This window comes from Streptomyces sp. NPDC051738 (assembly GCF_044453205.1).
Classification (GTDB): Bacteria; Actinomycetota; Actinomycetes; order Streptomycetales; family Streptomycetaceae; genus Streptomyces.
Genome location: NZ_JBITCM010000039.1, coordinates 1 through 14,893 on the forward strand (window position 1 = coordinate 1; position 14,893 = coordinate 14,893).

10 protein-coding genes and 1 pseudogene are annotated in these 14,893 nt (G+C 69.1%); 5 read left to right on the forward strand and 6 right to left on the reverse strand.

Features of this window, described 5'->3' with window-relative positions; genetic code table 11:
• A pseudogene (locus tag ACIA8X_RS45620) lies at positions 1-82 on the forward strand (IS5/IS1182 family transposase); the annotation flags it as partial.
• A gap of 476 nt (positions 83-558) precedes the next feature.
• On the opposite strand, the gene ACIA8X_RS45625 reads toward ACIA8X_RS45620, so the two are convergent.
• Positions 559-1,089, reverse strand: a complete 531-nt coding sequence (locus ACIA8X_RS45625; protein WP_393462846.1) for a malonic semialdehyde reductase — start codon at positions 1,087-1,089, stop codon at positions 559-561.
• Positions 1,090-1,863: 774 nt separating this feature from the next.
• The gene (locus tag ACIA8X_RS45630) at positions 1,864-4,716 is read right to left on the reverse strand and encodes a helix-turn-helix transcriptional regulator (RefSeq protein ID WP_399460723.1); all 2,853 of its coding nucleotides are present in this window, start codon (positions 4,714-4,716) and stop codon (positions 1,864-1,866) included.
• Between the two features lie 155 nt (positions 4,717-4,871).
• On the opposite strand from ACIA8X_RS45630, the gene ACIA8X_RS45635 reads away from it, so the two are divergent.
• On the forward strand, positions 4,872-6,386 hold the full coding sequence (locus tag ACIA8X_RS45635; RefSeq protein ID WP_399460724.1) for a 4-hydroxyphenylacetate 3-hydroxylase family protein: 1,515 nt from the start codon (positions 4,872-4,874) through the stop codon (positions 6,384-6,386).
• A 20-nt stretch (positions 6,387-6,406) separates the two neighbouring features.
• Here ACIA8X_RS45635 and ACIA8X_RS45640 read toward each other — a convergent pair whose 3' ends face one another.
• From ACIA8X_RS45640 to ACIA8X_RS45655, 4 genes are all read right to left on the reverse strand, one after another.
• Positions 6,407-8,623, reverse strand: a complete 2,217-nt coding sequence (locus ACIA8X_RS45640; RefSeq protein ID WP_399460725.1) for a LuxR C-terminal-related transcriptional regulator — start codon at positions 8,621-8,623, stop codon at positions 6,407-6,409.
• Positions 8,624-8,758: 135 nt separating this feature from the next.
• The gene (locus tag ACIA8X_RS45645; protein ID WP_393462839.1) at positions 8,759-9,247 is read right to left on the reverse strand and encodes a flavin reductase family protein; all 489 of its coding nucleotides are present in this window, start codon (positions 9,245-9,247) and stop codon (positions 8,759-8,761) included.
• Between the two features lie 256 nt (positions 9,248-9,503).
• Positions 9,504-10,373, reverse strand: a complete 870-nt coding sequence (locus ACIA8X_RS45650) for a dioxygenase (RefSeq protein ID WP_393462840.1) — start codon at positions 10,371-10,373, stop codon at positions 9,504-9,506.
• The gene (locus ACIA8X_RS45655) at positions 10,366-11,499 is read right to left on the reverse strand and encodes a maleylacetate reductase (protein WP_393462841.1); all 1,134 of its coding nucleotides are present in this window, start codon (positions 11,497-11,499) and stop codon (positions 10,366-10,368) included. The genes ACIA8X_RS45650 and ACIA8X_RS45655 overlap by 8 nt, the downstream gene beginning before the upstream one ends.
• Before the next feature lie 383 nt (positions 11,500-11,882).
• On the opposite strand from ACIA8X_RS45655, the gene ACIA8X_RS45660 reads away from it, so the two are divergent.
• Genes ACIA8X_RS45660 through ACIA8X_RS45670 form a run of 3 tightly spaced genes read left to right on the forward strand, consistent with a single transcriptional unit; the run spans position 11,883 to position 14,490 of the window.
• The gene (locus ACIA8X_RS45660) at positions 11,883-12,638 is read left to right on the forward strand and encodes a CoA transferase subunit A (protein ID WP_393462842.1); all 756 of its coding nucleotides are present in this window, start codon (positions 11,883-11,885) and stop codon (positions 12,636-12,638) included.
• Positions 12,638-13,285 (forward strand): CoA transferase subunit B, encoded by a 648-nt coding sequence (locus ACIA8X_RS45665; protein WP_393462843.1) that lies wholly within the window; start codon positions 12,638-12,640, stop codon positions 13,283-13,285. The genes ACIA8X_RS45660 and ACIA8X_RS45665 overlap by 1 nt, the downstream gene beginning before the upstream one ends.
• Before the next feature lie 2 nt (positions 13,286-13,287).
• Positions 13,288-14,490 carry a thiolase family protein gene (locus tag ACIA8X_RS45670; RefSeq protein WP_393462847.1) on the forward strand — a complete coding sequence of 401 codons (1,203 nt, stop codon included), beginning with the start codon at positions 13,288-13,290 and terminating at the stop codon, positions 14,488-14,490.
• Positions 14,491-14,893 lie beyond the last annotated feature (403 nt).

The window sequence follows — 14,893 nt, forward strand, 5'->3', positions numbered from 1 at the left end:
GCGAGCCCGATGCTCCACCCGGCGTATCGGCACCGCCGTCCGAGCCATCCACACACTCTTGACCTGCGATTATTCAGGATGAAAGAGGTTCACTGGGTCACATCCAACTCGAGTACGAGTCCAAGGTGTTGGATTTGCAGTACGCCCCGTACGCCGAAAGTACTCCCACAAGTCACGTCCTTGCGAGAGCCCTTCGTTGTGCTGCCTGCCACGTGAAGGTTGCGAAGACGATCACGAGCAGGACATCCGTGCGGACGCGCCTACGCCGTCACGGCGCGAGCAGCAGGCTGTCGCCGCGCCCCTTGGCAGCGGGCCAACGTCGGGCCAACTAAGGCCAGTTGACGTCATCGGGCGACGATCTTCACCGAAGTCATCCGCCCGCGACCAGCCCGAGCATCGAGAACCCCACGCACAACAGACCCGTGACCTGCAAATTCACGATGCACACTGCTCCATGGGCATTGACGCGGGTGCAGTCGGCCGACCGTTGCCCTTCGATCGGGCTGTGGTGACCACTTGCGCGTATGTCAGACGTGTGGAGCGTGTGAACCACGCGTTCTAGCCCGGCCTGCCGATGTTGATGACGGCGAGGACCGAGTGCTCGCCGTCGCTGAAGAACTCCTTGTCGATGCCTTCGGCGTCGAAGCCGGTCATCGGTCCTGCGGCCAGGCCGGCGGCGCGGACGCCGATGATGAAGTAGCGGACCTGGAGGAGCGCGTTGAGATGCGCGGACCGTTCGCGCACGGCACGCTCGGCGAAGAGATCCTTGGCCTGTGGGAAGTGTGGGAACTGGCTGGGCAGTTCCTCGTGGAACTCATTGCCCGCGGCCAGGATGGCGACGAGCGGGGCGGCCGCGGTCTTGTTGCGGTTGCCCTCCAACAGGTGCTTGGCCAGGCGCTCGCGCGCCTGGGCGGATCGGACCAGCACGATACGCAGGGGCTGCTGGTTCATCGAGGTGGGAGCGTACTTGACGAGGTCGTAGATGGCCTCGATCTGGTCGTCCGTTACTGGCTCGTCGGCGAAAGTGTTGACGGTCCGTGCCTGCCGGAACAGAAGGTCCTGGGCGGAGGGGTCGAGCGCGAGGCGCATGGTGAATCTCTTGCGCGTGAATGTCTGTGTCTTCTGGGTGACATGGCGAACTGCAAAGCAGAGGAACTGGGCGCTGACACCCAGTAGGTACACGGCAGTCGTGGTCGTGCCGACGAGCCCCCACAGGAGGGGCCCTGAACAGCACCGTGTCAGCAGCAGGCTGACCAGCGCAGCGCAAGCCGCCATGGGCAGATGGAAGGCCGCCCAGATCCGCGTGCCGGCGTGGGCGGACCAGCCCGGCGTCATAGGGGCAGCGCCGTGGGCGGCAGCGGCCAACGCGACGAAGGCGAGCGTCGCGCCGACAAGGAGCGCCAGGACTTCAGCAGCCCCTGGGGCGCCCTGCTCGGACGACGTCACCGCGGTGGCGGTCCACAGCGCCAGGGTGTATCCGTGCGGGGCCGCGCTCGCGGTCACAGCAGCCCTGAGTTGGCCGCGGTATCCGCGCTCGGTGCTGGTAGGAGCGCCGGGCCCGACCGCTTTGGGCTGCGGTTGACCATCCGTCGGCGACATGGGTGACGGCCTTGCCACGCCAGTGCTCCTTTCGAGCGCGCCTCGTTCGCGGCGCGGGTCTGCGCGAGCGGCACGACTCGGTCGCTGAAGCATCGGATTGTGATCAACTCACTGATGGAGTCGAGTGCGTCGCGGTCCGGCGGGGCGAATGACGGTGCTGTGCCGGAGGCCACGCCGTTGGGTCCAGCATTACGGGCGGTGCCGGAGCCGGGCGTCACCCATTCAAGGGATCCTTGCCGCCGCGCCCTGCGGTGGGTGCACCGCTCAGTCGGCCCCGTCGGCGCTGGTGCCCCGCTCGATCGCCAGCCGGGTCAGCTCGACCCGCGAGTTGATACCGAGCTTGGTGAAGATGTGCTTCATGTGGGTGTTGACGGTGTGCACGGACACGTAGAGCCGGTCGGCGATGGCCCGGTTGGTGAGGCCCTGAACGACGAGCGGGATCAGTTTCTGCTCGGATTCGGTCAGGTTTCCCAACCCCTGAGGGCTGGCCGTGTGGTTCCGCACGGGGGTGGTGCGCACGCCGAGCTGGCGCAGGCGCCGCCTGATCCGTTCTTGATCGCGCCCGGCTCCTGAGGCCGACGCCAGCTGACCCGCTTCTTCGAAGTACGGGATCGCCGGCGTCGTATCGGCCGATGCCGCCATGAGCTCGCCGAGGTCCTCACAGGCCGCCGCCAGGGCCAACGGCCTGCCGGTGTTCCGGTAGCCGGTGATGGCGGACACCAGCGCACGCGGGTCGCGGTCGAGCAGGCCGTTCACGTGGGCGCGGACCGCCCCGATGATCTGCTGGCTCTCGTCCTGTGCCGTCAGGCTGCGCAGTGCGCCGGACACGGCCTGTGCGACCGACGGGTCCTCGTCCCCCAGCGCGATGCGCACGATCCCGGGCCAGTGGGACGGAGGTACCGCAAGCAGCCGCGTCGGCTCACAGCTTGCGAAGCTTCCCGTGAGTGCCGCCGCCGCCTCGCCGTCTTCGCCCTCCGCGTCCGCCAGACCGGCGCGCGCCAGAGACACCCAAGGGCCGTACCGCTGCATTTTCGTGCCGGAACCGGTTTCCGCGGCGCGGAGGTGGTCCGCGGCCTTGGCGAGGTCACCGCGTCTGATCTCCACCAGTGCCAGCACGGAGCGGGCCTGCGGATTCGGCAGAGTGATCTCGAGTTCGTCCGCCACCATCAGACTGGCCTCGGCCTCCACGGCCGCGTCGTCCAGCGCTCCCTGTTCGAGTAGTGCGCACGCACGGGCGGCATGCCAGTGGGGAAGTGACCAGCCGAGGCCCAGCGCCTCCGCTTCCCGCTGTCCCTCCCGCAGAATCCGCTCGGTGTCAGCAAGCCGGTCGGTGCTGGTCAGCACGGTGGCCAGCCACAGCGCTGGAATCCGCGGGGGCCGCAGGTAGAGCGCGGCGGACTGGGTGCCGGCGCGTCGGGTGGCCTCCTCGGCAAGCTCGAGGGCGCGGGCCAGGTGCCCGCGATAGAAGATTGTCTGCGACTGGAACACCATGGCGCTGACGACGACGGCGGGATCGTGACTCTGGTAGGCGGCCTCGACCAGGCCGGTGTCGGTCTGCTCGGCAGCGGTGATGTCCCCGAGGTACACGTGGCCCGTCGCCTTGGTTTTCAGCAGCCGGACGCGCACGTCGGGCGGCAGCGCGGGAAGGTCCAGGGCCTGCTGGAGGTGTGTCATCGCGGCGGCGTCGTCGCCCGCGGCCTGGTGGATCTCGGCGGCCACCAGGCGCAGGTATGCCTCCTGCAGTGACTCAAGACCTTCCGGCAGAGTGGCGTCGACCAGGTCGAGCGCCTCGTGAACCCGGCGGGTCCGGCCGAGGTACTCGGCGGCGTCGGTCAGCAGGGAGATGCGACGCCGGTCCTGTGGGGGCAGCAGTCCGGCGACCCGCTGAGCCAAGTCCGCAGCCGCGTCGGGGGCCGACGAGGACAGTTCCCGTACGGCGGTGGACAGCGTGGTCACGGCATCGTCGTCGACCGGGCCGCCTGACATGACGACGTGCCAGGCCACCTCGGCCGATCGTGCACCGATGACACGCAGACTGTCGGCCGCCTCCCGGTGCAGAGCGGTCCGTACGGCCAGAGGCAGGTTCTCGTGGACGGCCTGCCGTATGAGGTCGTGACGGAAGGCGAGTCGCGGGCCGTCGGCCGAGAGCAGACCTGCGTTCAGGGCGGCCTCGACGCCGGACAGCAGGCTGCCGACATGCCTGCCGAGCATTCGGGCGGCCGTGCCGAGGTCGAATTCGCGTCCGAGGACCGACCCGATCTGGAGCAGGCGCACGGCGTCTTCCGGGAGCCGGTCCAGACGCCCGGCGATACTCCGCCGGAATCTGCTGGGGATGCTGTCGTGCAGGAGGCTCGCCTCGCCCGCCTCCATTTTGACGGCATCCGTTTCGGCGAATGCGCGCATCAGTTCAATCGCCAGGAAGGGATTGCCCGCGACGCCTCGCAGGAGCCTGGCCAGACCAGGTGACGGGCTCGCCCCGAGGACATCGGCCGCGATGTAGTGCAGCTCCTGCTGTGGCAGGGGGCCGAGGGTCAGCCATCGGGCTCCGAGGCGTTCGAGGTCTTCCCGCACCCTGGCCACGGTCGGCCGCTCGGTGTCCGACCGTACCGCCAGGACCCACAGGACCCGCGAGGCGGCCAGTCGTCCAGGCAGGGTGCGGAGCACGAAGAGCGTGGCCGGATCCGCCCACTGCGCGTCGTCCACAAGCACGGCCACCGGGGCGCGCTGAGCCCGGTCCTCCAGGGCGTCCGTGATGCTGTCCAGCAGCCAGAGCCGCTGGTCGTCGGTTGCTGCCCCGGCTCGGTTGGAACCGTCGGAGGACTGCAAGGCGGACTGCATTGCGGCTCCTGCCGCGTACTGGTCGAGCTCATCGGCCCGTACCGACACCACATCGAACCCGAATCGCCGCGCCATCCCGTCCAGCTCCGCGAGCAACCGGCTCTTGCCGACTCCGGACGTGCCTTCCACGACGACACAGGCGCTCCGTCCGCCACGAACCGCGTCCAGGGCCTCACGGACAACCACGATCTCGCGGTCCCGTCCCCGCAGGCGCAGCCCGGTCATGGCCTGGTTCCCACGCCCACCGGCCTGGTCGTCGGCGGGGTCTGTGCTGCTCATGGGGGAAGCATGGCGCACTGCCGCATCCGCCCTCAACGTCGCTCCCCCGGAGATCGCCGCTTTCACCCGGGTGATTGCCGGTTGTGCGCCGTCGTCTCACCCTGCCGCGACGCATGCTCCGTGCCATCCGGATTGCCCCTGGAGAGGAGCACAACGTGCGTACAGGCAAGGAATACCTGGCAGCACTGAACGACGGCCGCACGGTGTGGGTGGGCGACGAACTCGTCGACAACGTGGCCACGCATCCCAAGACCCGGGCGTACGCCCGAAGCCTCGCGGACTTCTACGACCTGCACCACCGCCCGGACCTCCAGGACGTCATGACGTTCGTGGACGAGGACGGCGTCCGGCGGTCCATGACGTGGTTCCAGCACCGCTCCAAGGAGGACCTGAAGCGCAAGCGGCGCTACATGGAGACGGTCCTGCGGGAAACGGGTGGCGGGGCGACCCCGCGGACCCCGGATGTCAACAACTACGTCCTGCTGACCTACGTCGACGACCCGGAGCCCTGGAGCAGCCAGGCCGTCGGCACCGACGGAAGGGACCTGACCAAGGGGATCCTCGACTTCTGGAACCTGGTGCGGGAGGGCGACCTCAACACGACGCCCGCGTTCGTCGACCCGCAGACGGACCGCTCACGCGATTCCGCCCAGGCCGAGTCCCCCGCCCTGCAGGTGGTCGGCACCTCTGACGAGGGCATCACCGTGCGGGGCGTGAAGGCGATCGGCACAGGTGCGGCCTTCGGCGACTGGATCCACATCGGCGTCTTCTACCGCCCCGGCATTCTGCCGGAGCAGATCATCTTCGGGGCGGTGAAGCCCAACACTCCCGGCGTCACCATCATCTGCCGCGAGAGCAACGTCCGGGACGGGGAGGAGGTCGAGCACCCGCTCGCCTCCCAGGGTGACGAGCTGGACAGCGTCATCGTGTTCGAGGACGTGTTCATCCCCTGGAACCAGGTGTTCCACATCGGTAACCCCAAGCACGCGTCGCTGTACCCGCAGCGCGTCTTCGACTGGCTGCACTACCAGGCCCTGGTCCGGCAGATGGTGCGCGCCGAGCTGATGCTCGGTCTGGCCCTGCTGGTCACCGAGCACATCGGCACCTACCAGCTGCCGCCGGTCCAGACCCGGATCTCCCGGTTCGCCGGCTTCCACCAGACACTCAAGGCACATGTGGTCGCTTCCGAAGAGGAAGGGTTCCACACTCCCGGCGGCCTCTATAAGCCGAACGTCCTGATGTTCGACTTCGGGCGGGCGTACTACCTCGAGAACGTCGCCGAGATGGCCCACGAGATCGTCGACCTGGCCGGTCGTGCCTCGCTCATCTTCCCGACCGAGGGGCAGTGGCAGCGGCCCGAACTTCGGCCGTGGCTGGAGGCGCTGCAGACCGGACCGGTCGGCAGGCCGCATGACCGGCTGAAGATCAGCCGGGTGATCCGCGACCTGTTCCTGTCCGACTGGGGCGACCGCATCAGCACCTTCGAGAACTTCAACGGCACGCCCCTGCTGGCCATCCGCACACTCACCATGAAGCGCGCCGAGATGTCCCCGAGCGGCGTCATGGCAGACCTCGCGCGCAAGGTCTGCGGCATCGAGAAGGTGGAGGAGGAAAAGGAGACCGCGTACACGGCTCAGGCGGACTACGCCCGACGCCAGGACGCCAAGTAAGCAGAATACGAGGGCCCGGGTCAGAGCACACCGCGCTCCCGGGCCCTTGCGACCGCTGCGCTCCTGTCGTGCGCGTCGAGTTTGCGGAAGATGGCCCGTACCTGTGTCTTGACCGTGTTGTGGGACACATAGAGCTCGGAGGCGATCTCCCGCAGCGTCAGCGGACCGCACAGAGCCCGGAGCACTCGGCGCTCCCCCAGCGACAGTTCCTGGGGACCGGGGGCGGCAGGCGTCACGGCCGTGTCCTCGCCGACTCGGCCGAGCAGATCCATCAGTGCCCCTGGCGACTCGCACCGGGCCGCTGCCCGCTCGCCCGCCTCCCGGGCCTCCCGGGCCGCGTCCGTGTTGTGTCGCGCATTCTCCAGCCGCGCCCGCGTGACGTGGCACAGGGCGCGTACTTGGGGTTCGCTTCCGGTCCGGGCCGAGCCCGCCAGCACCGCTTCCGCGTCGGTCAGAACCCGTTCGGCTTCATCGATGTCTCCCTCTTCGAGGAGTAGGCCGGCCCGGCCGATATAGGCGGACACAGTGACGAAGTGCCCGCCCAGACAGGCCGTCGCGGCGGCCTGGAGTGCCTCGTCACTCAGGATGCGCGCCTGCTCGTGCCGTCCGGCCAGCAGCGCGCACACCGCCCGCAAACCCAGCGCGCGGACGAGCACCAAACCGTGCCCGGCGGCGTGCGCATCACGGGTCGCCTCGCCGAGCAGCGCCTCCGCCTCCTCGTACCGGCGGGTCCACAGCAGAGCGGTACCCCGGGCCGTACAGGCCAGGGCACGCCAGGAAGTCAACGGCATGGTGCCGGCAACGGCGGATTCGCCGAGACGGTCGGCGGTCAGCACCTCGCCCTTCAGATAGCAGGCCACGGCCTGAGCGACGGCTGCCGCATCGGACACGGTGCTGCCTTCGCCGACCGTCTCCGATCCCGTGTTCCTGAGCTGGGCCACATCCAGCCAGCGCCGGGCCGTTTCCGGGGTGCCCCCCGACAGAGCCGCCATGGCCGCCACGACGCACAATCTCGCGTCGGCGGCGACCATGCGGGGCGGCAAGAGCTCCAGCCAATGCGTGACCTCCGCACCACGGCCTACCGAGACCGCCTCCTCCCAGCCGTCGAGGACCGACGCGACGGCCGCGGGCTCATCGCCGCCCAGCACCCAGTGCCGTACGGCCGCGGTCGTCTCCCTCCGCCGGGCGTACCACTGAGCCGCCGACCGGTGCAGGGACACGACAGCGTCCGGCCCTTCGGACATCAGGACGTCGGACAGCAGCGGTGACAGTGCTCGGTGATGCCGGTACGCCGACGGATCGGCGGCGGGCACGAGCAGTTGCACGGTCCGCGCGAGTTCACGCAGCACCGCGCCCGCCCGCTCCCCGGCGAGGGCCTGGCATGGCCCGGCACTCAGCTCGTCAAGGACACTGGTGCGCAGCAGGAACTCGCGCTGCTCGGTGGTGAGCCGGTAGAGGACCTCGCCGGCCAGGTACTCGGAGACCGCTTGCCTGCCGCGGGCCAACTCCCTGTCCATATCGACCTCGTTCACGGAGCGGGCGAGAGCGCGCCCCATGATGCACAGCCCCGCCGCCCATCCCTCGGTGGCCTCATACAGCGCGCTCGACGTGTCCGCGCTCGGAGCGGATCCGAGCAGACCGGTGAGCACGGCCTGTGCTTCCTCAGGGGTGAAGGCCAGGTCGTGCTGGTCGAGTTCAGCGACCAGGCCCCTGGCGCGCAGAGCCGGCAGCGGACCTCCGAGGAGGTGCCGGGTCGACACGATGATGCGGAATCCGTGGGGAAGCCTTGTCAGGAAGTCCCCCAGGCTCCGGACCGCGTCGACGTCCGTGATGGATTCCAGTCCGTCGAGGATCACCGTGAGCGGCCTCTGTGCGCCCAGTCCGCTCACCAGACTCGGCAGGATCTCCTCGAGCCAGGCATCGACCGTCCACCCGTCGCCGTCGAGGCGGGCGGGCAGGTCCGGCAGTACCTGGTGCAGCGCCCGCAGGATGCAGGACCAGAGCCGGCCCGGGGCGTTGTCGTAGGCGTCCAGGCTGAGCCAGGCGCACTCTCCGCGAGCCACCAGGCGGCGCGACCACTCGGTCAGGAGCACCGTCTTGCCGGCGCCGGCCGGCGCGGAGAGCACCACGACGGGCTCGGTCGCCGCGTCAAGCCGGCGCAGCAGACGCGGGCGGGTCAGAAGATGCGGGGGCTGGGCCGCAGGATGCAGCTTGAATGCCGCAACGGAGCTGGTCATCACACTCTCCGTGGGGTCGTCGAAACGAGCGGAGCCCCCGATGTCCGCAGCTCGCCTCGCAGGAGCCGGACATCGGGGGCGGTGGCCGGCCCGGTCACGGGCCAGGCGGCCTGGTTCGAACCGCTGCCGCCAGGACTAGTGCGCGGCCCTGAGCGTGCCGAAGCCGCCCGCGAAGTGGACCAGCGGCCGGCAGTCCGCCTTGTGTGCCCACTGGCGGACGTCACCCACGAAGATGGTGTGATCGCCACCGGGGAGCGCCTCGGCGACGTCGCACACGACAGCCGCGATGGCGTCCTTCAACACCGGCACGCCGTGGTCGTCGAAGGTCTCGACACCCGCGAACTTGTCCGCTTTGGAAACGGCGAAGTTCCGCGCCAGGTGCTCGCTGTCCTCGCCGAGGACATTGACGGCGAAGCGGCCGTGTTCCGCGATCGCGGTCCGCGTGTACAGGTGGTTGCCGATGCAGACGAGCAGCTGGAGCGGGTCCAGGGAGAGGGCGGACACGGCACTCGCCGTCATGCCGATGGGTTTGCTTCCAGAGCATGTGGTGATCACGCTGACACCCGTGGCGAGCCGGCTCATCGTGGCTCGGAAATCGACGGTCATGTCAAGGGTTTCAGTCATCGCAGGACCTCCGTGAAAGTCGGGAAGGGCGTCGGCCTTTGTTGCGCAGGGCGCTGGGTGAACTCACCGTCCTGCTGGGTGTGTTGGCGGGCTTGATCGTTCGAGCGGGGCGGGAAGGCGGGCGGCTGCCCTGTGACGTACGCGAGGTCGGCGCGCGGGGTGGCCGGATCGTGCTTCGCCGAGTTCCGGGTCAAGGCGCGCGCCGGCCCTCGTTCATGGCACGCACAGCCGACTGCTTACGCGGTGGGGTGACGCTTCAGTCCGCGGGGAGGGGTTCGAGGACGAAGGTGTGGCGCAGCACCGTGTACGGCTGGTCGGTCGGCCCGCGCCTGGGCCCGGAGTCGGCCGCGTATGTGTCATAGGACGCGACCAGCGACTCCTTGACCCCGAACACCGGATCCGCATCCAGGTACGGGTCGTCCGAAGGGAACAGCATGGTGGTCACGCGCTGGAATCCCGGAGCCTCGATCAGCAGGTGCACATGGGCGGGGCGCATGAGCGACCGGCCGGTCGCGCCCATGATTTCGCCGACCGGGCCGTCACCGGGTATCGGGTAGCTGGACGGACGGATGGAACGGAAACCGAAGTGTCCCGTCTCGTCGGTCCGGAAGAGCGCACGCATGGCCGGGTCGACCCGGCCGGGCACATCCACGTCGTAGTGGCCCTCCGCGTCGCTGTGCCACACGTCCACCGCCGCGCCGGCCACCGGCGCTCCCTCACGGTCGACGACTCGTCCCTCGAAGAACAGCGGGGTGCCGGGCAATCCTCCGGAGATGTCGGCGGCGTCGGGGGGCTGCGGCCTGTCGTCCCTGAAGAAGGGGCCGAGGACGCTGTTCTGTGTGGCCTCGGCAGGGCGTCGATTGCTCAGGGCGTCGACCAGCATGGTGACGCCCAGCACGTCGGACAGCAGGATGAACTCCTGGCGCGTCGGGGTGCACATCTGCCCGGTGCGAGTCAGGAAGTCCACTCCCCGGGCCCACTCCTCCTCCGTCAGTTCCACGTCACGGACGAAGGCGTGGACGTGCCGCACCAGCGATTCCATGATCTCCGCGAGGCGGGAGTCCTTGGTGTCCCGCATGGTCGAGATCACGGCCTCGGTGATGGTGTCGCTGGTCAGATCACGCATGGCGTGCTCCCGTTGTGGTCGAGGCTTCGAGGACGGAGCCGGACTGAGGATCTTCGTTGCCGGGTGAGGTCGACGGCGCTTCCCCGGCCCAGGCGCGGGTCAGCAGGGCGCGGACAGCGTTCCGGTCCACTGGTCGCGGATTCCAGTAGCTGTCCCTCATGACGAGTTCGGCCGCCTGCTCGATCCCCGATTCCGGCATGCCGAGGTCCCGCAGCGCCCGGGGGGCGCCGAGCCGCCCGGCGAAGTCGTAGAGGCCGCTCGCGGCGTCGTCCCCCCGCAGCGCCTGCGCGATGCGCGCCATGGCCTCCGGGGCCGCCGGCCCGTTGTGGGCGACCACATGTGGAAGGACGACGGCGTGCGTTTCGGCGTGCGGAAGCCCGAACGTGCCGCCCAGCACATGGCACACCTTGTGATGCAGGGCCATGCCCACCGTGCCGAGGCACGTGCCCGCCAGCCACGCCCCGTACAACGCGTCCGCCCGCGCCGCTGCGTCGTCCGGATGCTGCGCGACGACCGGAAGGGATCGGATGAGGGAGTCGAGTGCTTCACCGGCCATCAGGAAGGCGACCGGGTCCCGGTCCTGTGCATAGAGGGCCTCCACCGCGTGCGCCATCGCGTTGATGCCGCTGACCACCGATGTCGCCACGGGAAGTGTGAGCGTCAGGTCGACGTCGTACACCACCGTGTTGAGCAGCACTTCCGGCAGCCGTCGGGTCGTCTTCCTGCGGCCTTCGGTCTCTCCGAGGATCGGCGTCATCTCCGAGCCCGCGTAGGTGGTGGGCAGCGCCAGCTGCCGAAGACCGGTCCGTACGGCGATGGCCTTGCCGAGGCCGATGGTCGATCCACCGCCGAGGGCGAGCACGGAGTCAGCTCCCACAGTTCTGGCGTACGCGACCGCCTTATCCGTGACGTCGACAGGGGTGTGCGCAGCCGCTTCGGCGAAAGTTCCCGCTGCTGCGGAACCCAGCAGGTCGCGCATCTGCGCCGCCTGGTCCACCTGACCAGGTGTGCACAGGATGAGCACCCGACGGCATCCGAGAGCATCGGCCTCTTCCGGGATGCGGCTGCGCGTACCGCTGCCGAAGACCACCTTGGTGATCTGTCCCCGGTGCACGAATGTCTTCATGAGAATTTCCTCGGTCCTACCACTCCTGTATTCATGGAGGAAAGCGTCGACACTCGGATGATGTGCGTCAATAAGATCTGCGAGTGATAACGCGGATCGGCGCGGGAATACCCTTTTCGCGCGACGTGCACCGACCCAGCGGCCTGTGGATCGGATGCGATATCCCCCATCTGCGGGATGCCGATGGATGCCCAGGCGTTGCACCGTGGAAGCACGCGTCTGTCAGGTGGGACGCGAGGAGGCAGGCGGGTCTGCGGCAAAGCCGCTCGCGCTATTCCCACGGCCCGCGCCACGACATTAGAGAGCCCGACCGAATTCTTGATGTCGCGTTACGGAAAACAGCGTCCGATGGGTCCACATTGGCGAGAGGCAGAGTAAAGAAGATGGATAAAGTGGTCGCCACGGCTTTGGAGGCTGTTTCGGATGTGCCGGAGGGTGCGTCGTTGGCCGTGGGCGGGTTCGGGTTGAGCGGTGTGCCGAATGTGCTGATCCAGGCTCTGTTCGAGCGGGGGGTGTCGGGGCTCGGCGTGGTCTCGAACAATTGCGGGGCGATGGAGTCGGGCCTGGCCGTGCTGCTCAGGGCCGGGCGGATAGCCCGGGTGACGGGGTCGTACATCGGCGCGAACAAGGAGTTCGCCCGGCAGTATCTGGCCGGTGAGCTGGAGGTCGAGATGATCCCGCAGGGCACGCTCGCTGAAAGGCTGCGAGCCGGCGGCGCTGGGATCCCCGCCTTCTACACCCCGGCCGGGGTGGGTACGCAGGTCGCCGACGGCGGGCTGCCCTGGCGCTACGACGGCTCGGGCGGCGTGGTGCTGGCCTCGCCGCCGAAGGAGGTCCGCGAGTTCAACGGCACCCAGTACGTGCTGGAGCGCGGCATCCGCACCGACTTCGCGCTGGTGCGGGCCGCGAAGGGCGACAGGCACGGCAACCTCGTCTTCAGCAAGTCCACCCGCAACTTCAACCCGCTGGCCGCCATGGCGGGCAAGGTCACGATCGCCGAGGTGGAGGAGCTGGTCGAGCCGGGCGGCATCGACCCGGACGCGGTGCACCTGCCGGGCATCTTCATACAGCGGGTGGTGGCCCTCACCCCCGAGCAGGCGACGGACAAGACGATCGAGCGTCGGACGGTGAGCAGCTGATGGCGTGGACGCGGGAAGAGATGGCCGCGCGGGCGGCACGCGAGCTGAAGGACGGCCAGTACGTCAATCTCGGCATCGGGCTGCCCACCCTGATTCCCAACCACCTTCCCCCGGGCGTCGAGGTGATCCTCGAATCGGAGAACGGCATCCTGGGCACCGGCCCGTACCCGACCGAGGCCGAAGTCGACCCGGACCTGATCAACGCGGGCAAGGAGACGGTGACGGTCCTGCCCGGCGCTTCCTTCTTCGACTCCTCGCTCTCGTTCTGCATGATCCGCGGCGGGCACATCGACGTCGCCGTGCTCGGCGCGATGCAGGTCTCCGCGAGCGGGGACCTGGCCAACTGGGCCGTCCCCGGCAAGCTGGTCACCGGGATCGGCGGCGCGATGGACCTCGCACACGGCGCGCGCACCGTCATCGTCGTGATGACGCACACCGCCAAGGACGGCTCACCGAAGATCCTCACCGAGTGCGCGCTGCCGCTCACTGGCAAGGCCTGCGTCAACCGGATCATCACCGACCTCGGCGTCCTCGACGTCACCGGCGACGGGCTCGTCCTCGTCGAGACCGCGCCGGGCGTGAGCGCCGACGACATCGTGGACAAGACCGACGCGAAGGTTCACATCACCGAGGAGCTCTCGTCATGACACTGCGGGACGTCTACATCGTCGACGCGGTCCGCACGCCGTTCGGTAAATACAGCGGTTCCCTGGCCATGGTCCGCCCGGACGACCTCGGCGCGCATGCCATCCGTGAACTGCTCGCGCGTACACCGGAGTTGGACCCGGCGCTGATCGGCGACGTGTACTTCGGCAACGCGAACGGCGCAGGCGAGGAGAACCGCAACGTCGGCCGCATGGCGGGACTGCTCGCCGGGCTGCCCACCTCCGTGCCCGGCGTCACCGTCAACCGGCTGTGCGCCTCCGGCCTCGAAGCCGTCATCCAGGCCGCGCGGGCCATCGCGCTCGGCGACGCCTCCATCGCCCTGGCCGGCGGCGTCGAGTCGATGACCCGCGCACCCTACGTCCTGCCGAAGAGCGACAGGCCCTTCCCCGCCGCCCACGCCGAGCTGCACTCGACCACCCTGGGCTGGCGCATGGTGAATCCGAACATGGACCCGCAGTGGACGATCCCGCTGGGCGAATCGGCCGAACTCATCGCCGACAAGCACAAGATCAGCCGTGAGCAACAGGACGAGTTCGCGCTGCACAGCCACCAGAAGGCCGCCGCCGCTCAGGCGGCCGGGCTCTTCGACAGTGAGATCGCACCGGTCTCCATCCCGCAGCGCAAGGGCGACCCGGTCGTCTTCGGCGCCGACGAGTGCGTACGGGCCGAGGCGTCATTGGCGACCATGGCCAGGCTGAAGCCGTCCTTCCGCAAGGAGAACGGCAGGGTGACGGCGGGCAACGCCTCCCCCCTCAACGACGGCGCCGCCGCGCTGCTCCTGGTCGACGCCGAGGGCCTGAAGGCCACCGGCCGCGAACCCCTCGCCCGCGTCTCCGCGACCGGCGTCTCCGCGCTCGACCCGCACTACTTCGGACTCGCCCCCGTCGAGGCCGTCACCCGCGCCCTGGCCAAGGTCGGCAAGACGTTCGACCACCTGTCCACGCTGGAGTTGAACGAGGCGTTCGCCGCACAAGTCCTCGGCTGCCTCGCCGAATGGCCCGACTTCGACCCGGCGATCCTCAACCCGCAAGGCGGCGCGATCGCGCTCGGCCACCCGCTCGGCGCGTCCGGCGCCCGCCTCGCCGGCTCCGTCGCCCACCAACTCGCCCGCAAAGGCAGTGGAGTCGGCGTCGCCACCCTGTGCATCGGCGTCGGCCAGGGTCTCGCCCTGGTCCTCGAGCGCTGACACGAATTCACCGGCACCGGCGTCGGTCCCGGCGGCGGCACCTCTACCACCGCCTCCAGAGCGGTGAACTGCTCGACGAACACGTCGCCCGCCGGCGTGTGGAGAAGACAGGCGTCCACGCCTCGCACACCCTCTGCCTCCGCGCCGGCCGGGATCACGGCATCCGGCCACGTGGCTGCGCTAGCCCGGAAGGCGTGCCTTGCCAGCGGACGGGGCGGACACATCCATGCCATCCCCGTCCCGCGCGTCGGGCACACCGCATCCACTCCGACATCACGCCGCACCACCCTGTGCTGCTCGCCCCGGACGAGCAGGTGAAGGCCGTCGACCTGGGGCTCGCGGGGTTCATCCAGACCGCGTTCTTTGTGGCACGCTCCGGCCGACCTCGCAGCAGCAAGGATCC

Coding starts and splice junctions, on each gene's coding strand:
- ACIA8X_RS45625 (WP_393462846.1), bottom strand. CDS start 1,089: ATGCGCCTCGCGCTCGACCCCTCCGCCCAGGACCTTCTGTTCCGGCAG.
- ACIA8X_RS45630 (WP_399460723.1), bottom strand. CDS start 4,716: ATGAGCAGCACAGACCCCGCCGACGACCAGGCCGGTGGGCGTGGGAAC.
- ACIA8X_RS45640 (WP_399460725.1), bottom strand. CDS start 8,623: ATGACCAGCTCCGTTGCGGCATTCAAGCTGCATCCTGCGGCCCAGCCC.
- ACIA8X_RS45645 (WP_393462839.1), bottom strand. CDS start 9,247: ATGACTGAAACCCTTGACATGACCGTCGATTTCCGAGCCACGATGAGC.
- ACIA8X_RS45650 (WP_393462840.1), bottom strand. CDS start 10,373: ATGCGTGATCTGACCAGCGACACCATCACCGAGGCCGTGATCTCGACC.
- ACIA8X_RS45655 (WP_393462841.1), bottom strand. CDS start 11,499: ATGAAGACATTCGTGCACCGGGGACAGATCACCAAGGTGGTCTTCGGC.
- ACIA8X_RS45660 (WP_393462842.1), top strand. CDS start 11,883: ATGGATAAAGTGGTCGCCACGGCTTTGGAGGCTGTTTCGGATGTGCCG.
- ACIA8X_RS45665 (WP_393462843.1), top strand. CDS start 12,638: ATGGCGTGGACGCGGGAAGAGATGGCCGCGCGGGCGGCACGCGAGCTG.